Below are 21,724 nucleotides of genomic sequence, written 5' to 3'. Positions count from 1 at the left end.
ATCGCGGGGGGGGGTTTCCTCCCCCCACCATTTTTTTTTTCTCCCCCGAAAAAAAAAACAGCCGGGTTTTTTTCCAAGCAGCGCGAAAAAAAAAAAAAAAATGGAAAAATAAAAAAATTATTTTTTATACTGTGAAGTATTATGGATTCAGAAAAGTACCGTTAGCACCAAGACCTCCTGTTTTAAGAGAACTCATTTTGCTACCCGTAGTTGCTGAATATATTACCATTTCGCTTTCTGCTGTAAATTGCTTAACATCTGACGCGAAGATTCTTCCATCAATAACATTAAATCCATAAAGCGTAAAATAAGGGCCACCATCTGCAGCTGTCAACAATGGAGCTGTAGGAACGGTTGGTGTAGCTAAACTTGTTGTATATACTTTATCTGCAGAACTGAAGTAGATCTTATCATTATCAATCTGAAGGTTTGTAGCGTTTGGAATTCCTGTCAGTGTTACTACCGGAGTTATTGCTCCTGTGCTTGAAATTTTATAGACATAAGAATTTGCAGTTGTTGAAGAAACTGTGTAAACATTAGATTTGTATGAAATAGTACTGTTAATTTTACCATTCGGAACCGTAATTTCAGTCTTACTGTCATTAGAAGTATTGATATAGGTAATCATATTTCCGAATCCTGACGTAGCATTCTGTACAAAAACATTTCCACCTGCTTCTACTGTTTTATCAGCCCCACCTGTCATAGTGATTTTGCTTACAAATGAATTGTCAGAAGCTTTATATTTGGTTACGCTTGTTGCATTCGTAGAGAAGTTCAGGTTGGAAACATAGATAAAGCCATTAGCAAAAGTAATTCCTCTTGGATTATCAATCTGATCCGTAATTACGGCTAGCTTTTTAAATGTATAACGGTCTACTACAACAATTTTGTTTGAGTTATTTATCACAAGATAAGCCTTATTTCCGTTAAGACCAATGGTCTGAAGAACATCACCCAGAATTTCTTTATTGTTATTATAACCATATACATCATCCTGCTTCAGGCTCAGATCTCTTGTCAGGAATGTTACTTTAGCCCCCTGACTGTTGAAGTTACCTTCATTAGCTATGAAATACCCGTTCTGGTAAGTAATCGGAGAAACTTCAAATTCAGCGGAATCGCTTGTACATGAAGACATGTTAAATAATAACACTACTGCAAATAGTACAGTTAAAAGTTTAGTTATTTTCATAATTTATTCAATTTTAATTTATTAAAAATTTATTGCTGCATATACACTATAATTTCTTTTCGGTAAAGGATAAAAAGAAACCGTTTTATAGTAGGTATTTGTTACATTATTCACTTTAAATCCTAAGGTATATTTTTTCGCTAAAGTTGCTGAAACACCCATATTCAAAAGAAAATAAGGATCTATGGCATCTGATCTCTTTTCATCACTTGTGGTATAGGTAACACCATTCAGTAATCCCTGTGCAAAAAACTTAAAGAAACTGTATTCATAATCTATATTGGCACTTCCTCTATGCATAGGCACATAAGGCCTCTGAAGCTGCGTTTCTTTATCAATGGATCTTGCATAATAATATCCTGCATTCGCTCTGAATTTATGATTACCCAATTGTTTACTAAAAGACAGCTGAGATTCTAATCCGAAAGATTCAACTTTATTGACATTGAATGCCTGCCAGTATCCTTTGGCCGTAGGAAGCCATGCAATAAGATCTGTAATGTTCATATAATACGGAGACAAAGTAAGTCTGAAATCCCCTACTTTGAACTCATTAGTCATATCTACCTGAGTAGAGGTTTCCGGTCTCAGCTCTTTATTTCCTCCCGGTTCATAATAAATATCATTAAATGACGGATATCTGAAGTTTTTTGACACATTAACGCTTACATCATACCATTTTGCAGCACTCCATTTTCCGGAGAATGAATACATAAACGGTGACTTCACATCCTCTACAAAATCTTTCTTGAATCCACCTTCAAAACGCAGGTTTTTAGTTGCAAAATACCTCAACAATCCGGAAACGGAACCAACATTTCTGCTGACATTGGATATTCCGCTCGCATATCCTTCTCCTTTATTGATCTGAAATTCTCCGATAATATTAAAATTCCACTTAGAATTCAGGAAGTAATTGAAATCATTTTTAAAGATGTAATTTTTCCCTGTTCCGCCACTGGATTTAGGCAGGTTTAGCAAACCGAAATACTGAAAATTTTCTTCTGTATAAGCAGCTTTAAAAGAGTTGCTGAACTTTGTTTTATTCCAGTCCCAGGAAAGAAGGCTTCTTATACTTTGTGTTTTATATTTTGTTTTTGTTCCCGTTTCTTCATACACTGGATAATGTTGTGAAGAATCAAAGAACTGGCTCTGCCACGAAATTTTATGATCATCCGTCAATTTATAGGATGCTCCTACATTGAAGGTTGTATTGTAATAATTCCCATTTCTGTTGATGTAATTCAGATCACTTACCTCATAATTATTTTCGCTTACAGAATAATTTCCTGAAGCTTTAAAACTGAACTTATCATTGCTGTAAGAACCTTTTACAAAATTATTATAGGTATTAAAAGAAGCAACTTCAGAAAATAAAGAACCATGGAAGCCTTTATTAAAATCAAGCGTATTATTAAGGTGAATACTTCCCCCGATAGCACCACTTCCATAGACTACACTTCCTCCGCCGGCTTTTATACCGATCTGGTCATATCCGAACAAAGCAATATTATTGATATCTCCCTGTCCTAAGAAGCTGGAGTTGATATTAATCCCATTCCATACAAAGGCGGTCTGCTGGGCAGTAGTTCCTCTGAAAGAAGGTGAAGAAACAGCTCCACGGCCATTTTCTTTGATAAATACCTGTGACTGAAATCTCAGAAGTTCAGAAAGATTACTGGAGTTTTTCTCGGCCTCTTCTGCCGAAATTATTTTTACGGGATGAAAAAGTTTCACCCTATTCATCTGGTTGTCGAAGACATAAATAGTGTCAATGGTTTTCTCTTGTCCAAAAAGAAAACAGCCATAAGATGAAAAAAGCAGTACTAAAGATCTTTTTATATCCATACTCTTTTACTTTTCCTCCGAAAGCAATATGTTTTTTTATTATAATTCCGGCAGGTCTCCTGACTTTCGCATTCTGCTCCTTCCCGTTTTAGACAGTGGCTGTTTGCAGAAACTTTTATTGCGATTTACAGTTGCGGGGACAGTCCGGGAGTTACACCCGATTCCCTTTTCATTCCAAAATACTGGAAACCAAAATTTTTGCAAAGATAGTTTTTTATATGTATTTGCCAAAAAGTGAGATGAGAGTGTATCAGATTGAAAATTTGAAGCAATAACTCACAAAAAAAGCTGCTTTCGGTTGAAAGCAGCCATGTATCATAGAATAATCGTATGCAATTATTTACCAATAACTTCTGTAATTGGGTTTCCTACATTTCCACTTGGAAACTGAATTTTCAATAGGGAAGATACCGTAGGTGCAATATCTGTCATGTGATAAGCTTTGTTACTTTCTCCCTGCTTAACTCCCCAACCCATAAAGATCAATGGAATATGTGAATCATAAGAATTCCAAACACTGTGGGTAGTTCCTGTTTTTGAATATGGAGGAAGCATAGAATCATGAGAAATCAACTGGATATCTCCACTTCTCTGTCTGTTGATCCCGTTGATAATTCTTTGTTTGATGGGTTCCGGAATACTTGCCTCCTGAACTTTATCTACAGAAACTGCATATAAAACCGTAGGATCTTTCTCAATTTCTTTTACAGCAAAGTTTCTTACATCATCCAATTCAAGCTTACTGTCAGCCAATACTTTTCTGTCAAAATAAATCTGATAGTTATCAATCGCATTGATCAGTTTATCAGCTCCAAATTTATCTTTCAGTTTTTGGTTCAGATTTTTTTCTGCATCTTCACCAAAGAAACCTGTCGGGATTTTATGCTCTTTAAGGAATCCTACAGAATGCGCTCCACCGTGGTCTGCAGAAAGGAAAACCGTATACTCACCTTTTCCTACTTTAGCATCCAGATAATTGAAGAATTCTGCTAAATCCTGATCTAATCTGATATAAACATCTTCTACCTCAATAGAATTCGGTCCGAACTTATGACCTGCATAATCAGTAGATGCAAGGTTGATCGCTAAGAAGTCTGTGATATTATCTCCACCCAGTTTTTCACCTTCTACAGAAGCTTCTGCCAACTTCAATGTCAGCGTATTCCCAAAAGGTGTATAACGGATATTATCTTTTTTAGCCTGATAATCCTTTGCTAAATTACTGTAGGGGAAAGTAGGTGTTTTTGCACTTCCCAGCAGTCCTTCCCAAGAAGAATTGTCCGGTGCACTTTCCGTATATTGATTGATTGGAAGTAAGGTGTTCCAACCGTTGGCTACTAATTTTTCAGGAAGATTCTGAGAGTTGAATGATTTTACCCATTGAGGAAGATCATTCATATACCATGTACTTGTAATGAAATTTCCTGTGCTGTCATCAAACCAGAAAGCTCCGTTTGGAGTATGCCCTGCAGGAAGAATAGAAGCACGGTCTTTCAAAGAAACTCCGATTACTTTTCCCTGGAAGTTGGTTGCTAATCTCAATTCGTCAGTCACCGTAGTAGACCAAAGATTTTTTGGAGAATGGCTTCCGGTTTTTACATTGGTTGTTCCCACTGGCTGAACGCTCTCGTCTGCAGTACAGTAAACTCCTTTCCCGGTTTCTTTATCTGTCCAGTCGTTTCCTGCAATTCCGTGAATAGCCGGTACTGAACCTGTGTAGATACACGTGTGTCCCAAAGCTGTAATGGTAGGAACATAAGGAATGTGTACATTATTTAAAGAATATCCTGTATTCAAAAGTCTTTTGAAACCGTCATTTCCATATTTACCATAAAAACGGTATAAATAGTCCCAACGCATCTGATCTACTACCAGACCTACAACTAATTTGGGTCTTTCCAGTTGGGTATTTTTGTTCTTCTGTGCATTGATTGTAACTACGGACAAAAAAGTAGCTGCCGCAATTGAAATGTTCCTAAGCATCCAAGTAAATTTTTATTGACAACAAATTTAAGGGTTTTGAAAGTTTTGGAGTGTGAAATTTTATTTAATTTTGATTATTGTACAATTCATCAATCAATCTTCCATGATTTTAGGCGTATACTGGTATTTCAAATTTCCAAATGATTTATATGACTTTAAATTCTTCAAATTTTATCCGGGATATGGCGGACATGCTGATAATCCAGCAGAACTGGCAGCAAGAGTTCAGGTAGAAAATATGGATGATTTTATCGGAAAGCTGGCAACATTGAAAGAGCATTTCAAAAAAACTTATCTGCACTTGAATATCAATGAAAACCAGCTGATCATCAATATCGGAGATTATCAGCTCTTTGATTTTCATTTTCAAATGGCAAAAGAAATAGAAGAACTGTTGATTCGCGAACATGCTGAATTGATAGATTCCAGTATTCCTTTTACCATCCAATCCAGCAAAAGTTATGCTCCGGAAAAAGAAGAATTCAAAAATATAGAACACCGTTTCATTCAGATGGTTGGTTCTGACTTCAGGAAAAGCAATGCAGAAAATTACGCTGCCAGAATTGATTGTAATCTGCCTCTGCAATACAAACAAAGTCTTATTGATGATTTAGCGCGGATAGGTAAAGAAGAAAATCTCAATGTATTTTACTATAATGATTTCGATTTTAAAGATCATTGTAATCTGATGCTCTTTTTCACCAATGGCAGACAGAAAATGGAATCTGTTCAAAAGGTTGATATCAATTCTTTTGGAAGTAAAGTGCGGCAGCTTACTCAGAAATATCCTTTTCATTTCGGACACTTCGGAAGCTTTAAAGAATATCCTTTACGGGGTCCTCATGTAGAACTCATGGTGGATGAGGAATATATTTTAAATAAAAAATAAACCATTTTAATTCAATACTATTATCAAATTCAAATATGTCATTCTGTACGTGGAAGATGTAGAACAGTCTATGAACTTTTATAAAAACACCTTCGGTTCTGGAATAAAATTCATCACTCCTGAAAAAGATTATGGAGAACTGCTGACCGGAGAAACCACTCTGTCATTTGCTGCTGTAAACCTTGCAGGTTCTAATATTAAAAAAGGTTTCTTAACTTCAAAAACGGAAGACAAACCTTTTGGAATGGAACTGGGATTTGTTACTGATGATGTAGAAGCTTTGGTGGAAAAAGGAATAAAAAATGGCGCTGAACTGTATGAAGATATTGCTGTAAAACCTTGGGGACAAAAAACAGCTTACATCAAAGATCCCAATAATTACCTGGTAGAAATCTGTACTGAAATTCAATAAGTTTAAAACATTTGATGTGGAAATAAGAAAATTACAAAAACTAACCGCCGATCCAAGTATAAACTGGGGACATAACGGCTATACAACGGACAGAATTTATTCGGTTTCCTCTATTGAGTTTGGAGGTTCTTTCGAGTTTAACTTAAAAGAAAAGTCTTTACCTTATACTAAAAACTGGGAGACTACTTCTGAAGAATTTGAAGAACTTAATAGTCTTATAGAACAGGAAAATTCTTTTGGAGCATTCATTGGTGAAGATCTTGCAGGCTGGATCATCTGTGAGCACAGAACTTGGAACAACAGCCTATACATAGAAAACATACTGATTGACGAAAAGCACAGACGGCAGGGAATCGGAATTATGCTGATTAAAAGTGTCATTAAGGAAGCCCGTAGATTAAACTGCAGAGTCATTGAACTGGAAACACAGAATACCAACTATCCGGCTATTCAGTTTTACAGAAGAATGGGATTCAATATTACCGGGCTGAACACAAGATTATACAATAATCCGGACGAGATTGCTCTTTTTATGACTTTAGATGTGGAATAAACCTGATCAAAAGATATTATTATAAAATATTTAATCTCTGTTATTTAAAACACTTGTCGGTGTGCTAATTTTTCTATATATTAGTAATCAACAAATTAAAGATTATTACTATGAAAAATTTAAAAAAACTAAAGAGAAGCCAGCTTGTGCTGATAAGTGGTGGTGACACTCCTTATGCTTTATGTGACATGGATGGTAATTGTCCTCCAACAGTAGGTTCATACTATTGCAACGATGGTACTTGTTACAGAGTTTCCGGTGGTGGCGGTGGCAACCCTGGCTGTAATGAACCGATGCGTCTTTGCCAGGAATGGGAAACCGGATGCGGTTGTGTTTATATGTAATATATTTTGTTAGATAAAATCTTGTGGAGGGCGGTTTTTACCGCTCTTTTTTTATTACTCTCTTCCGAGGAAAAACCTAATCATACAAGTAATCTCCACCAATTTTATTACTTTCGCAGAAACAGGATCACACAATATCATGCAAAATCTTTTGAAATACATCAGGTCCCTTACTCCTTTTTCTGATGAAAGCTGGAATATACTTCAACCTGCCCTTTCGGAAAGACATTACAAGAAAAATGAACTGATGTTAAAGGAAGGTGAAATCTGCCATTCACTATTTTATATTGATAAAGGGTTTTGTAAAAGCTATTACGAAATAGAAGGAGTTATAAAAAACACCGGATTTTTCTTTGAGAACGAAATAGTAACCAATATCAGCAGTTTTGGAAGCGGACAGCAATCTGAATTTAATATCAACGCATGTGAAGAAATTAATGCTATTATTTTTGATAAGATAAAGTTATTTGAAGCTGCCGGAAAGGCTCCTGAAATTGAAACGTTGGGACGCCATTGTATCCGTCAGTTTGCCTCCAGGCAGGAGGAATTTTCAAATCTATTCAAACTCTATACTGCACAGGAAAAACTGGAATATATTGAAGCAAAATATCCTGAAATGCTGCAACGTATATCCCTTACCCAGCTGTCTTCATTTCTGGGAGTAGCTAGAGAAACATTAAGCAGAATCCGGAAACGAAGGATGATCCGTTGAAACTACCCATCCATTCAAAAAATCTAATCACACCCAAATAATAGTATATGAAGACATTGATCTGGAAAGGAATACTTTATCAATCCCTTGAATATTTTAATGTACAGTCTGATGATAAAGGTTATACTGTAGAATCAAGAATCATAGGTTGTTATAAAGATAAAATCTATACGGTGGACTACAGAATGTTCATTGATAAAAGCTGGATCGTTCAGAATTTCCTGATCGAATCTGAAGTCAATAAGGTTAAAACAACGTTAGAAGGAAAAAGGCTTCAGTATCAATGGACAATCAATAATGTTATAAATCCGGAATTCAATCATTTCAAGTTTATTGATATTTCTTTGACCCCATTTACCAATACGCTGCCTATAAATAATTTAAATCTTTCAGAGAACAAATCTCAAAAAATAGATGTTATTTACATTGATGTACTCAACCAGCATATCAGACCTGTGCAACAGCAATATACTAGGACAGCATCCCATCACTATCTGTATGAAAATATTGAAAATGATTTTACAGCCGAAGTTTCAGTTGATGAAAGTGGATTGGTCATCAGCTATCCAGAATTATTTGAGAAAATTATAGAACTTTGAAAAATCATTTAATAATAATTTAACTAACAGACACTTGATCAAGTGTCTTTTTAATTTAAATATTAAAACATTATTTTATAACCATAAAATAACACGACACGTTCTGTCGTTGTGTGTAGATAATTTTGCATTTAAATAAGACAAATGTCAATATAAATAAAGTGGATTTAATAATAAATAGTAAGATTTATGTTAAATCGCAGCTTTGTGATTTTCATATCTTAAAAAGTGTTAAATTCGCGCGGTTTCAATAAACTAATTACTAACTCAGAAAACAACATTGGAATGAAAAAATTCTATATCGGTGCATTCACTTTATGCACAATCTTGGGTACCTCTGCCCAGGAATTGGTATGGCAGAAAGACATCAAATCCTCTACTCAGGATTTTCTAAGCCAGATCACTACAACCATTGATCAGCAGTATCTTATTACGGGAAGCTCTATCCAAAGCGATAAGCAGCAAGCTTCAGGCAGTAAGCAGAATAACGGTTACGATTTCCACCTTGTAAAATTGAATCAGCAGGGAGAAGAAGTCTGGGAGAAATACTTTTCAGGATCAAATCATGATTATTTATCAGCTACAGTCACAACACAGGATGGCGGATTTCTTTTAGCCGGAACCTCTTATTCAGGAAAGGGATTGGATAAAAAAGAGGATTCTAAAGGAGGATCAGATATCTGGCTGATCAGAATTAATGAATTTGGTGATGAACTATGGCAGAAAACTTTGGGAAGCTCTTCAGACGAAGAAACCAGGGCTGTTATCCAAACCACAGACTTAGGATTCTTTGTTGCCGGAAATGTGCAGAATTCTTCAAAAGGATACGGTTCTAAAGATGTCTGGATTACAAGATTGGACAAAAACGGAAAAGAACTTTCCCAATTACTTCTAGGTGGAAAAGGTTTAGATGAAGTGGAGAAAATGATTCCAACGAGAGATGGTGGAGCATTATTAGGTATTTATTCCAGGAGTTCCGAGATGCGAGATGCGGGTTCTGTGTCAAACGTTCAAAACTCGAATCCCGTATCCCGAAACTCGAAACAAACTGAAAATTTCGGTGAAGGTGACTACTGGATTGTAAAGCTTGACAAAAGCGGAAAAGTGGAATGGGAAAAAAACTTTGGAGGTAAAGGAGATGATCATATCAGAACATTGGCATTAACTTCAAATGGTTTTGTTATCGGTGGAGAATCCAGATCAGAAAGATCAGGAAATAAAACGGTTGGAATTGAAGAAGGAACAGATCTTTGGCTGATTTCTTTAAATGAAAGAGGTGATGAACAGTGGCAGAAATCCTACAATTTCAAAAACCGTGATATTTTGATGGGAATGAGCGTTCTTCATTCTGCAGATGATAAATCTTCCAAAGGGATTTTATTGGGCGGATATACTCAGGCAGAAGGAAGAATACAAACCGATGATGAGACCTTCTGGATGTTATATTTGGATCAGAATGGCAATGAGCAGTGGAGAAAGCATGTGAAAGGAGAATCCAGACAAAAAGAAGAAAGACTTTCAGATTTAAATCTGAACAGAGATGGTTCTATTGTTCTGGCAGGAACAAGTGCAGAAGAATTAGGCAAAGAGAACTGGAAGATTGTAAAGCTGGGAGACAAGCAGGTTGATCAATTAATGGAAAAATACGATATCAAGATCTATCCAAATCCAGTATCAGATTATGCTTACGTAGAAATCGGCTTTGATTTCAAAGAGGCTGATATTCTGTTGTATGATATGAGCGGAAGACAGCTTCAGAACCTGAAAACTAAGAACAGAGTGACTAAGATTAATACCCAGGCTTTAGTTCAGGGAGCTTATCTGGTAACCATAAAAACTGATACGAATAAAACAGCGAATGCTAAACTGATTAAGAAATAATTGAAATGAAAAAAATAATATTAACTCTTTCTAGCTTTTCATATCTCATTTGTTCTGGACAATTAAATTACAGTAATACTACAGATTCCCATACAATATAATCCCGCCGGCACCCGAATCTTTTTACAAGTCTCAATTTGGAAATAATGACATTAACGATTTTAGAGGTGAACCGATGGTGAATATTCCCTTGTTCTCCATAAATCATGGTGGGATTCCTTTTGAATTGGATTTAAAATACATCAAGGCAGGAGTGAAAGTAAATGACATTCCAAATAGTACAGGTATTAATTGGGTTTTGAATACAGGTGGGATTATAACAAGGACAATCAATGATATTGCAGATGAAAAAGTAGTACGCGAATTATTCCCACAGCTTCCAAATATAAATATGTCTAATCCCGGAGATTGGGGAGTATATGTTTTGCAGAATAAGGATCATCAGACAGATGTATTTAATTTTACAGTAGGTAACTACTCTGGCAGTTTTTTTCTGGATCAAAATTTCCAACCTGTAATTCTTACTAAAGACAATAACTGTAAGATAGAAACTGTGGGGTCATTCAGCCAGAATTACCAGTTTAAAATTATCACTAATGATGGAACAGTGTATCATTTTGGAGGGACTGGATTTACTGAAAAGACATTTAATAAAGAGCAGGCATCAACCGCTGGGGTAACGTCGTTTTATTTAAAAGAAATAACCAGTAGTAAAACCAATGAAACCATTCAATTTGAATATGAAGATATAGGCGTTTTAAGATCAGTTCAAACAGATATACAGGAAAGCTACAATTCAGATATGACTGTGGTAGAAGAACCTAACTGCGGTGGACATCCTACACCTTCTAGTGAGATTAAGCAGACTAATATTTTTCTTAAAATTTCAGATCCTAAAAGGATAAAAAAAATTCTTTTAGCTGATAAAATTATCTCTTTTGATTATTCAAGCGATTATATATTATACAATAAGCTCAATAACATTAAGCTTAATATTAATAATACACTGATGAAGAAATACAGTTTTGATTATCTGGATAAAATAAATTCCAACAACAAATTATTAAGATATTTTTTGACCAATGTTAGGTTTTATGAAAATAATGAAACAAATGTAACACACGAATACAAAATGGAATATGACAATCCTTTGGTGTTACCTGATCGAATGTCCAAGGAAATTGATTATCTCGGATATTACAATGGGAAAACCAATTCTTTGCAAACACTTATTCCTAACACCAATCTATTTGACAATAACAGTATTTCCGCATTTAATAATTTTGCTGATAGAAGACCTTTTTCTGAGTTAGCCAAATACGGAACTTTGATGTCCATTACCTATCCTACAAAAGGAAAAACTGTATTTGAGTATGAGCCGATTACAGAAGCTCCGAAAAATGCGACGATTGCTCTTTCTATAGATTCTAGCTACAGAACTGATACTAAAGATTTATTTCCATACGAATATTTAGGCGGAAGTGTTCAGTATGATTTTTTACTTTATTCTATGGATCCGAACATAAGTAACCCCGTTATGAAAGCAAGAGCTGTATTTAAAGTTCTTGATGAATTCAATAATGTGGTATATACTTCTCAACAATTAACTATTAGTAAAGCAACTACTGATTTAAAAGCAGAAACTCAGGGAACTCTTGCTCTTAACCCAGCTAAAAAATATAAGTTTTCATTAGAAATTTTGGACAATTTGTGCAGTAATTGTTATGGAGATGTAAAAGTGAATTTAAAAAAGCTTGATATAGAAAATGGGCCAGGAGTACGTTTAAAAAGACAGTATGATATTAGTGAGAGTGGGGTAACAAATATCAAAAGAGTATATTATACTAATTATTCTAGTATTCCTGATATAAGAAAAAACAATAAGGTTTTTGTTCCGGATTTTAAAAGTCAATTTCTTATGCAATCACTCACGCCCAATCCTAACACCGGATCTAATTGTAATGATGGTACTGTAAGTTATCCTGGATCTTCCTCATTGGTAGAAAATATCAAGTCTACTCCTTATTTGAGTTCATTGGAATATTCTGATTTGACTCAAGATGATGAGGATACTAATTATTTCAATCTCAATGATCCTATGTATTCCAATATAACTTTAAGTTTTGGAGGAGATAATTTTGAAAAAGGGGGTGAAGAAAAGAAATATTATATTAAGAAAAGAGCGGATATTGAATTTGATTTATTTTCTCCTAATTTCACGCAACTGGGTACCGACCAAGTCTTTATTAAAAATGAAGGGATTTTATCGGCATTGACAGAATCAACCCTTAAAAAGTTTCATAGATCTTTCTCCTTTCCGAATGTAGATGGAAAGCTCCTGAGTGATAAAATATTTAAAATACAAAACAATTCGGTTAATTATCTCAAAACTACAGAAAATAAATATAATTTCAGTGAGATAAAAAATGTACATAATATTTTAGGGTCTGATGTTTACCCTACAATTACCGGAGGTCCTTATGAACTTAAAAATAAACTGATTACTTCTTACCCAACTATGGTAAATGAAGCCTTATTATCTGAAACAAAAACCATTGATTTTCCAAACCCTAACAATCCAAACAATGTTATTGTTAAGAATATTAAAAACTTTTACTTAAATCAAAATCATCAGCTTAGTAAGCAGACTGTAGAACTGCCGGGAGGTAACATCTTAGAAACATCTTATCAATATGCAGATGAAAAAAATAATCAGAAATTGATAGAAGCCAATATGGTGGGTATTCCACTGGAAACTAGAATTATAAAGAAGCTTAACAGTTTAGATGCTGGAAAAATGATTTTGAGATCAGAAACTATTTATCCTGATCAAAACAATTACCCAACACCACAAGCCCAGTATCTTTTGTTACCTCTTTCGGGAATTGCTTATAATATTGAGAATAATACACCATCAACGGAAATAACTTATAACTGGTATGATGAAAAAGGACATGTGTTACAATATACGACCAAAGAGGGTACGCCTGTGACAATTATTTGGGGGTATAATAAAACCCAGCCTATTCTAAAAATAGAGGGAGTTGATTATAGAAAAGTCTTAGGATTCCCTGGTCTGGATGATCTTATTTTAGCATCTGATAAAGATGCCGATCCTGCAAAGTTTGGTCTGCAGCCTGCAAATACAGAAGATACGTTGATTAATAAGCTAGACCAATTCCGGAATATCCCAGAAATGGCAGGTTATCAAGCCACTACTTATACTTACGATCCTTTAGTAGGAGTAAGAAGCATCACTTCACCATCCGGAATTAGAGAAAGCTATGTTTATGATTCGGCTAACAGGCTTGAAAAAGTGATTGATGTGAATGGCAAAGTGCTGAAAGAGATGAAATACAATTATAAAAACTAAAACTGATGAAAAAACTCATAATACTAATAGGAGCCCTGCTCTTATCTAATATAGCCAATGCCCAGCTTTCCACGATTTCAAGCAATGAAAATTATATTCAGACCAAAACATATTTAGATTATAATGGAACAGCTGCTACCAAATCCTTAGAAACGGTACAGTATTTTGACGGATTGGGAAGACCCAAGCAGATTATCAACTTACAAGCTTCACCTTTGGGAAAAGACGTTGTGACCCATATTGAATATGACCCTTTCGGAAGACAGGTTAAAGACTATCTTCCTGTTCCCCAACTTTCCACAAGTAACGGGAACTATTATTCAGGGCCTTTGGGTGTTTATCCTAACACCTATGGCAATGAAAAGATCTATTCAGAAAAGGTTTTGGAAAACTCACCTTTGGACAGAATTCTGGAGCAGAAACAAGTGGGGAATGCCTGGGATAGCAAGCCTATAAAATTTGGGTATGATGCCAATGCCGATGGTGGGGTTAAAAAATATACTGCCACTTTTAATTATACCAATTTTACTTCCCAACTCACTTTATCCGGCTCCTATGGAATAGGACAGCTGTATAAAAATATGGTTACCGATGAAGATGGCAACTCAACCATTGAGTTTAAAAACGGACAGGGGCAGGTGGTATTGGTCAGAAAAGTAATCAGTGCTACAGACAATGCAGATACCTATTATGTTTACAATGATTATAACCAACTGGCTTATGTGATTCCTCCCAAAGCTTCAGTAGAAGCAGATCCCAATACTGTTCTTAATGATTTATGTTACCAGTATAAATATGACGGAAGAAATCGTTTAGTTGAAAAGAAACTTCCTGGCAAAGGCTGGGAATATATGGTGTATAATAAAGCTGATCAGCTTATTCTTACTCAGGATACAGTTCTTAAAGGAAAAGGACAATGGCTTTTTACCAAATATGACCAGTTTGGAAGACCTATTTACACTGGGATTACAAATAATACTGCCAGCAGGACATCAATGCAAAACAGTATTAATGCCAATGCTAATTTATATGAAACCAGAACTGCTACAGCAGGATGGACCTTAAATGGGATGCCAGTATATTATACTAAACTTTCAACTCCTACCAGTGTTAGCCAGGTATTAAGCGTTAATTATTATGATACTTATCCAGCGGGTTCTCCAGCGGTAACCAATGTCTTTGCCCAGCCTCTTCTTACGGATGACCCAGCTCAGGAAAGGACAACTAAAGGACTTCTTACTGCTTCTTATGTAAAAAATATAGAAGATGACAATTGGACAAGAAATTTCCTTTGGTATGATACCAAGGGAAGAAATATCGGATCAAGAAGTCGTAATTATCTTGGAGGCTATACTGTAATTAATAATAAGCTTGACTTTGCCGGAGTTGTTCTTCAGACTAATACTTACCATAGAAGGCTTGGTACAGATACAGAGAAGATCATTGTAGAAAAGTTCACCTATGATTCCCAGAACAGGCTTCTGACCCAGACTCATCAGATAGGAAGTAATCCAGTTGAATACATTGCTCAAAACAAATACAATGAACTTTCCCAGCTGGAATCTAAGAAAGTGGGTGGGACAGCTGCAGCCTCCCCATTACAGACCATTGCTTACCAATACAATATCCGTGGCTGGATGACCAAAATGAATGATCCTGCCAACCTGAACGGGAAGTTATTCGGGTATGAGATAAAGTATACCAATCCTGTGTATACCAATACGTCAACAGGAAGATTTAATGGAAATATCGCTGAGATTGATTGGAATATTTCCAGTGCAGAGGGATTGAAAAGATACAATTACCAGTATGATCCTTTAAACAGGATGTTAAAAGGAGTATATTCCGAGCCCAATTCTTCTGTAGCCCAGAATAATTATTTTAATGAAGAGCTTACTTATGATCTCAATGGAAATATTAAAACCTTAAAAAGATTTTCATGGCCTGTTTCCGGGGGAACTATCGCAGAGAAGATTGATGATCTGGTCTATAATTATCAGAATGGGGACAAAAGTAATACGCTGGACAAAATTACCCTTCCTGCCGGTGTTATTAACAACAGTTCAGGATATAATGCTTTGCAGGGAACCATGGGCTATAACCTTAATGGGAATATGACGGATCATCCTGATAAAAAAATGAAGATCAGTTACAATTACCTGAATCTGCCCAATAGTATTGCAGTTAATGCAGGGATAATGGATAGCTCTACAACCAGCTACACCTACAGGGCAGACGGAGCAAAAGTCTCTAAAACATACAGTAATAACGGGTCCATAGAAACCAATTATCTAGACGGTTTCCAGTATGATAACAGACATGCCTATGATACTTCAGCCTCTCTTTACACCGTTCCGGTATTGAAATTTGTACCTACCTCAGAAGGGTATTATGATTTTACGGAAAATAAGTATATTTACAATTACACGGATCATTTAGGAAATATAAGAGTGAGCTATAAGAATAATGGTACTGCACTGGAGGTTATTGATGCCAACAATTACTATCCTTTTGGGTTAAAACACCAGAACGGAACTATTGTACCGGTTCCTTTTGGAGGAGTTCCGTATAATTACAAGTACAATGGAAAGGAATTGCAGGAAAGTGGAATGTATGATTACGGAGCGAGGATGTATATGCCTGATTTGGGAAGATGGGGAGTGGTGGATCCGCTGGCGGAAAAAAACAGAAGATTTACACCTTACAACTATGCTGTGAATAATCCAATAAGATTTATTGACCCTGATGGAAGATCAGAACAAGATTGGGTAAAAAGAACAAGTCAGAGTGGTTGGGAATACAGAAGTGATATAACATCTGCTCAGCAAGCTTCAGATGCCGGATATGTAGGTTATGCTAATGGACGTGGGGATGATAATAGTAAATATACAACACCAATGTCAAGTAATGGTATAGATACTGGTGTGGATAGAGATGTTGTTTTAGGTGAAGGAGGGAATTATACTGTAGACGGAGAATCTTTTATTGCAAAAGATCAAGCTCCTTATGTAAGTTCACAAGAGGCAGATAAGTTAGGAAAAGCATTAGCTTCCATATTATATGTTCCAGGTCACATTATGTCTGGAGGAACATCTATTTGGGGTAAAGGATTATTGAGTGTAGGACAACAGTTGACATCTAGTCAGGATGTTAATCTGTTTGGAGTTGCAGGTGATATGATTGCGGGAAATGGCATTGGAGAAATTCTTGGAGGAACGAACGAGTTTTCAGTTAAAAAATTTATAACTAATGATCCTACTTATTTTAGAACAGCTTTCGACGGAAGTATGTCGGTGAAGGAAGCTGCTTCTACCACAGCGATTAATTTATTATCAACAGGATTTGGAAAATTAAATGGTATAACAAAAACTGGGGCAACAGGATTAGACGCGAAAGTAGTTGATGCTAATAGTTTTCTTATTGGCGTCACAGCATATAAAGTCTCAGAAATAAACGCTGGTAATATTCAGAATCAACAAAAAAGGAAATAACGATGAATTTTTTTAGAAAATATACTTTTTTAATATTTCTTATTTTCTTCATAGGACTATACGTAGTTAATAATTATTTCATAAATAATTATAAAAATTTGTATAAAAAAGAAGGAAATTACGCGATAGGTACAATGAAGGATATAAAAGCATTTGGAAGATCTGGACATGATTTTGTTTATACTTTTTATGCTAGAGGTAAAAAATATAAATCTGTATGTAGTGCAGGAAACTTATCTGTAGATGAATATAGTAAATATATGGATAAAAAATTTTTAGTAATATATTTAAATAGTAATGTACATAATAATAGATTATATGTTTCTATACCAGTAAATTCTAGTGATAATGAGAAAACATTGAAAGAAAAAATTGATAAAAATGTTTATGTAAAAAGAAAATTAGATTCTATTCCAGCTCCTGGCTATTTCTGGGAGAATTATTTTTAACTATATAAATAAAGCTACTTATTGAGTAGCTTTACTTATATAATCTCCTCTTAAAAGAGTCTTTACATATCCTTCTAAATTACTTTGCATCATAAGATTCGAGACAACTAATTTTGTAGAAGATAAATTTCTTTTTTGATTTAATTTTTTTAAAAGCGTTATAGCCTCTTCCAAATCTTCTTTAGTATTACGAGCAAAATTATTATAAATAGTATTTGTCTTAAATCTCTCAAAATTTATACTTTTAATAATTTCTTGCTTTTTCTTATCATCCCAATTGTTTTCTTTAGCAACCTGCTCTACTTTATTTTTACAATAGCTGTAGAAATAATTTTCAAACTCAGTTACTTTAATGAGTTCATTAATGAGAACCTCATTTTCTTTGGTAGGCATTGATGGCGGTGGAGGACCAACCTGTGCGAAAATAATAGAAATACTACACAGAGAAAAGAGTACGATAATTTTTTTCATATTTTTTTATGGATCAGTAATATTTTCAAGTTCAACAGCTTTAATAAAGCAACAAAGGTAGTAAATCAAGATTTTTCTTCTTCTTCTTCTTCTTCTTTTAAAGAAAGTACAAATAAAAGCTTTTTCCATGGTAAAGATAATATATACTTGTTCAAGTTAGATAATTTTAAAAAAAAATTAATAACCTGTATTTATTCGTAATCTCCTTATTCTCCTCTGAAGGGTGTTATGATTTCACTGAAAATAAGTAGATTTACAATTATACCGATCATTTAGGAAATGTGTAAGAGTGAGCTATAAGAATAATGGTACTACACTTGAAGTTATTGATACTAATAACTATTATCCTTTGGGTTAAAATATCAGGAGAGCCTTTATTATATAAAAATCAAATTGTCCATGATGATAAGTTTTCAAAAATACTTGGATTTCAACCGAGATCTTCGGGAGAAGCTAAAGCCTCCATCAATACATATGTGAAATATAGGAAAATCAGCAAGGAACTATCCATAACCGATTAATCTGTGAATTGGCAGATACGGTCATCGGAACAACCCGCTCTACATTAATGAATGAAGAAGAAAGCTTTACCAATATAGAACTTAAGATTAACTTTTTTCGCCCAGCCTGAAAAGATAAAATTACTTCTCATGCAAAGCCTATACAATCTGGTAAAACAATCATTGTCTATCATTATAAAATCATCAACACCGAAAGAAAACTGGCAGCAATGACCAGTATCAACCATGATCTTAAGAAGTGAAACAGCAAAAAAAGGAAAATAATCTGGTATTTTAGTAATAAACAATCCCTTACAATTGTTATAATACTATGAAAACAATTGCTCTCCTACTCTTTTTTTTCACTACTCTGACTGTTGTTTCAGCTCAGAATAATTCTTCTGAAGGCTTTTATGAAACCTCAGATCACGTAAAGATCAAATATAAAATCTCCGGAAAAGGAGAAGCGTGCATTTATATTCCAGGTGGTCCCGGGCAGGGTTATCCGTCTTTTGAGCTGATGGGAGGAAACAGTCTGGAAAAAAACATGCAGATGGTTTATATGGATCAGCGGGGTTCCGGGGAATCCGGCACATCGGAAAATTATCATCTTGACAAAATGGTTCAGGATATTGAAGAACTGAGACAGCATCTCAAATTGAAAAGAGTTTTCCTGCTGGCTCACTCCTTTGGCGGAATCATTGCAGTCAGTTATGCAAAAAAATATCCCCAGCATACCAAAGGACTCATCCTTGCCAATGTTACCCTTCATTTTTTGAATGATGAATCTCTCAAAGAACAGATTGAATATGGAAACAGTCTTTTACAGGCAAAAAACAGAGAAGTTCCTAAAGACAGCCTTTCTTCAGAACTTTCAAAAATAAGCAGTGCACTAAGAAAAAAAAGAATCGGATATAAATTCCTTACCGACGATATCGAAACCATAAAACAGACGGATAAAATAGACTCTCTCCATCCCCGTATCATCGACTTCGGAATGGCCGTCATTTCAAAACCTAAAGATTTTCCGGAATATTACGCCGATTATGCTCCAATGACAAAAGAGATTGGTGTTCCTGTTCTTATCATTACGGGAAAAAAGGATAAAGCAGTGGGAACCCAGCATTATAAAACCTTCAGATTTCCCAATCAGAAAGTAGTTTCCATTAATGGCGGACATCTTTTGTATTATGAGAAAAATAAAGAATTTGTGAATGCTGTCAACAACTTTGTGAAAATAACGAAGTGATATTGTATTCTCAATTTTATAATTAAAAGTTTCGGGGCGGTCAAAGGACACGCCGAAAACCTTCCCTCCCTTCCAAAACCTTCCCTCCACAAAAAAAGCTGTTTCCACTTTGAACAACATGTTTTTTTCTATTTTAATTCCTGCTTAAAAGCAGGCAATGATTAAAATTTAAGATCTCCATTCACCTCTCTTACCGCATTAGCAGCTTCAGCGAATTTCAATTGCTCTTCAGCAGTCAAAGTTACGTTTACAATTGATTCTACTCCGTTTGCTCCAATGATAGCAGGAACTCCTAAGCAGATATCGTTTTGTCCATATTCTCCTTCAAGCATTAAAGAACAAGGGATCATTTTCTTCTGGTCACATGCAATTGCCTGAACCATTACAGAAACTGCTGCACCTGGAGCATACCAGGCTGAAGTCCCTAATAATTTTGTAAGAGTAGCTCCTCCTACTTTAGTTTCTTCGATTACATATTTTTGTTGGTCTTCACTTAAGAATTCAGTTACAGGAACCCCATTTCTTGTCGCTTTGCTCAATAATGGAAGCATACCTGTATCACTGTGAGCAGCGATTACCATTCCGTCAACGTCAGAAATTGGAGCTTCTAATGCTTCAGCCAATCTGTATTTGAATCTTGCAGAGTCTAATGCACCACCCATTCCGATGATTTTGTGCTTAGGAAGACCTGAAGTTTTGTGTACAAGGTAAGCCATAGTATCCATTGGGTTAGAAACCACAATAATGATTACTTCTGGAGAATGTTTTACTAAGTTTTCAGTAACTTCTTTCACGATACCAGCGTTGATACCGATCAATTCTTCTCTTGTCATTCCAGGTTTTCTTGGGATCCCTGAAGTGATTACTGCTACATGAGAACCTGCAGTTTTGCTGTAATCTCCTGTTGTACCCGTAATTTTTGTATCAAATCCGTTAAGAGATGCTGTCTGCATCAAATCCATTGCTTTACCTTCAGCAAACCCTTCTTTAATGTCTACCAAAACTACTTCTGAACAGAAGTTCTTCATTGCGATGTATTCCGCACAGCTTGCTCCTACAGCGCCTGCACCTACTACAGTTACTTTCATATTGTTACTTTTTAAAATTATTTTTTGTTAGTTAAGTTTAAATTTGAAACTCCCCAAATTTAACAATTCCTGAAAAAATGCGCAATTTTTCAGGAATTTAATTAGAATTAAAATAAATTAGTTGACGTTCAGTAAAAAGGTGTACAGCTTTTTCGCACCAGAAAGCACTTCATGGTAGTTTTCTTCAGCGACTTCCGTATCCAGAACCTCCTTGAAATTTTTCCACATAGGCCCTGTATTTTCCTGATAACATCCGAAAAAGTTGAAAGTAACCTCATCAAAACCTTCCGTTTTAGAAAGCTGTTTCGCGATAACATTTCCTCCAAGCGTAGAACCTTCAATCACATACATCGCTCCAAGCGCTTCATGTTCATTGTTAAATTCAAGGTTGTGAGAAGCAGATTGATTTTCCAAGGAAAGACTTTTCAGGTCCTTTTCAATAAGGGAAAGTTTTTTTCTTCCTTCAAGCTGAAGTTTTTCTGCATACTTATCAGAAAGACTGCTGAAGATTTTGTCTTCACTGTGAAGAAGCATCAGATAATTGGTATGAATGATTTTTTTATAATCCTCCAAAGTGAAAGTTTTATTAAAAATCTTTTCAGAATTAAAAAGTTTCTCTGCTGCATCGTGATACTCTGCCGTATTCTGTTTAAGATATTCTGATACCATAATAACGTTTTAAAAGTT

17 protein-coding genes and 1 riboswitch are annotated in these 21,724 nt (G+C 35.2%); of the genes, 11 read left to right on the top strand and 6 right to left on the bottom strand.

Annotated features, from left to right (window positions below; all coding sequences use genetic code 11):
* Nucleotides 1–139: 139 nt before the first annotated feature.
* The 3 genes from ACLMCG_RS08525 to pafA all read right to left on the bottom strand — a co-directional run bounded on the left by ACLMCG_RS08525 (nucleotide 140) and on the right by pafA (nucleotide 5,026).
* Nucleotides 140–1,195 (bottom strand): YncE family protein, encoded by a 1,056-nt coding sequence (locus ACLMCG_RS08525; protein WP_413961025.1) that lies wholly within the window; start codon nucleotides 1,193–1,195, stop codon nucleotides 140–142.
* A gap of 21 nt (nucleotides 1,196–1,216) precedes the next feature.
* Nucleotides 1,217–3,043, bottom strand: coding sequence for a TonB-dependent receptor plug domain-containing protein (locus ACLMCG_RS08520; RefSeq protein WP_413961026.1), 1,827 nt, complete (start codon nucleotides 3,041–3,043; stop codon nucleotides 1,217–1,219).
* A 31-nt stretch (nucleotides 3,044–3,074) separates the two neighbouring features.
* Nucleotides 3,075–3,252, bottom strand: a riboswitch (cobalamin riboswitch).
* 127 nt (nucleotides 3,253–3,379) lie between these two features.
* A complete protein-coding gene (gene pafA, locus ACLMCG_RS08515) occupies nucleotides 3,380–5,026 on the bottom strand; it encodes an alkaline phosphatase PafA (protein WP_413961027.1) in 1,647 nt (548 codons plus the stop codon).
* A gap of 103 nt (nucleotides 5,027–5,129) precedes the next feature.
* Here pafA and ACLMCG_RS08510 point away from each other — a divergent pair, with 103 nt between their 5' ends.
* From ACLMCG_RS08510 to ACLMCG_RS08465, 10 genes are all read left to right on the top strand, one after another.
* Nucleotides 5,130–5,915, top strand: a complete 786-nt coding sequence (locus ACLMCG_RS08510; protein WP_414136874.1) for a hypothetical protein — start codon at nucleotides 5,130–5,132, stop codon at nucleotides 5,913–5,915.
* A gap of 19 nt (nucleotides 5,916–5,934) precedes the next feature.
* Complete coding sequence (locus ACLMCG_RS08505) at nucleotides 5,935–6,327, top strand: VOC family protein (protein ID WP_414136878.1); 393 nt, start codon at nucleotides 5,935–5,937, stop codon at nucleotides 6,325–6,327.
* A 16-nt stretch (nucleotides 6,328–6,343) separates the two neighbouring features.
* The gene (locus tag ACLMCG_RS08500; protein ID WP_223599201.1) at nucleotides 6,344–6,880 is read left to right on the top strand and encodes a GNAT family N-acetyltransferase; all 537 of its coding nucleotides are present in this window, start codon (nucleotides 6,344–6,346) and stop codon (nucleotides 6,878–6,880) included.
* 110 nt (nucleotides 6,881–6,990) lie between these two features.
* Complete coding sequence (locus tag ACLMCG_RS08495) at nucleotides 6,991–7,224, top strand: hypothetical protein (protein ID WP_223599200.1); 234 nt, start codon at nucleotides 6,991–6,993, stop codon at nucleotides 7,222–7,224.
* Between the two features lie 151 nt (nucleotides 7,225–7,375).
* Nucleotides 7,376–7,936, top strand: coding sequence for a Crp/Fnr family transcriptional regulator (locus ACLMCG_RS08490; RefSeq protein WP_414136873.1), 561 nt, complete (start codon nucleotides 7,376–7,378; stop codon nucleotides 7,934–7,936).
* Nucleotides 7,937–7,983: 47 nt separating this feature from the next.
* Nucleotides 7,984–8,535, top strand: coding sequence for a putative glycolipid-binding domain-containing protein (locus ACLMCG_RS08485; protein WP_413961030.1), 552 nt, complete (start codon nucleotides 7,984–7,986; stop codon nucleotides 8,533–8,535).
* 285 nt (nucleotides 8,536–8,820) lie between these two features.
* Complete coding sequence (locus ACLMCG_RS08480; RefSeq protein WP_413961031.1) at nucleotides 8,821–10,416, top strand: T9SS type A sorting domain-containing protein; 1,596 nt, start codon at nucleotides 8,821–8,823, stop codon at nucleotides 10,414–10,416.
* Nucleotides 10,417–10,591: 175 nt separating this feature from the next.
* Entirely contained in the window at nucleotides 10,592–13,789 is a 3,198-nt protein-coding gene (locus ACLMCG_RS08475; RefSeq protein WP_413961032.1) for a hypothetical protein, read from the top strand.
* 5 nt (nucleotides 13,790–13,794) lie between these two features.
* Complete coding sequence (locus tag ACLMCG_RS08470) at nucleotides 13,795–17,280, top strand: DUF6443 domain-containing protein (RefSeq protein WP_413961033.1); 3,486 nt, start codon at nucleotides 13,795–13,797, stop codon at nucleotides 17,278–17,280.
* Nucleotides 17,281–17,282: 2 nt separating this feature from the next.
* Nucleotides 17,283–17,729 carry a hypothetical protein gene (locus ACLMCG_RS08465; protein ID WP_414136872.1) on the top strand — a complete coding sequence of 149 codons (447 nt, stop codon included), beginning with the start codon at nucleotides 17,283–17,285 and terminating at the stop codon, nucleotides 17,727–17,729.
* Nucleotides 17,730–17,747: 18 nt separating this feature from the next.
* Here ACLMCG_RS08465 and ACLMCG_RS08460 read toward each other — a convergent pair whose 3' ends face one another.
* Complete coding sequence (locus tag ACLMCG_RS08460; protein WP_413961035.1) at nucleotides 17,748–18,200, bottom strand: hypothetical protein; 453 nt, start codon at nucleotides 18,198–18,200, stop codon at nucleotides 17,748–17,750.
* A gap of 831 nt (nucleotides 18,201–19,031) precedes the next feature.
* On the opposite strand from ACLMCG_RS08460, the gene ACLMCG_RS08455 reads away from it, so the two are divergent.
* Entirely contained in the window at nucleotides 19,032–19,949 is a 918-nt protein-coding gene (locus ACLMCG_RS08455; RefSeq protein WP_413961036.1) for an alpha/beta fold hydrolase, read from the top strand.
* Nucleotides 19,950–20,110: 161 nt separating this feature from the next.
* On the opposite strand, the gene ACLMCG_RS08450 is transcribed toward ACLMCG_RS08455, so the two are convergent.
* Together ACLMCG_RS08450 and ACLMCG_RS08445 are read right to left on the bottom strand one after the other, a co-directional pair.
* Nucleotides 20,111–21,037 carry a malate dehydrogenase gene (locus tag ACLMCG_RS08450; RefSeq protein ID WP_045500033.1) on the bottom strand — a complete coding sequence of 309 codons (927 nt, stop codon included), beginning with the start codon at nucleotides 21,035–21,037 and terminating at the stop codon, nucleotides 20,111–20,113.
* A gap of 117 nt (nucleotides 21,038–21,154) precedes the next feature.
* Nucleotides 21,155–21,706, bottom strand: a complete 552-nt coding sequence (locus tag ACLMCG_RS08445) for a biliverdin-producing heme oxygenase (RefSeq protein ID WP_223599194.1) — start codon at nucleotides 21,704–21,706, stop codon at nucleotides 21,155–21,157.
* Nucleotides 21,707–21,724: the final 18 nt, after the last annotated feature.

Origin of the sequence: Chryseobacterium sp. S90 (genome assembly GCF_047444895.1) — a bacterium.
GTDB lineage: Bacteria > Bacteroidota > Bacteroidia > Flavobacteriales > Weeksellaceae > Chryseobacterium.
The sequence above is the reverse complement of the archived record's forward strand: the minus strand, read 5'-3'. Positions and strand labels throughout refer to the sequence as shown.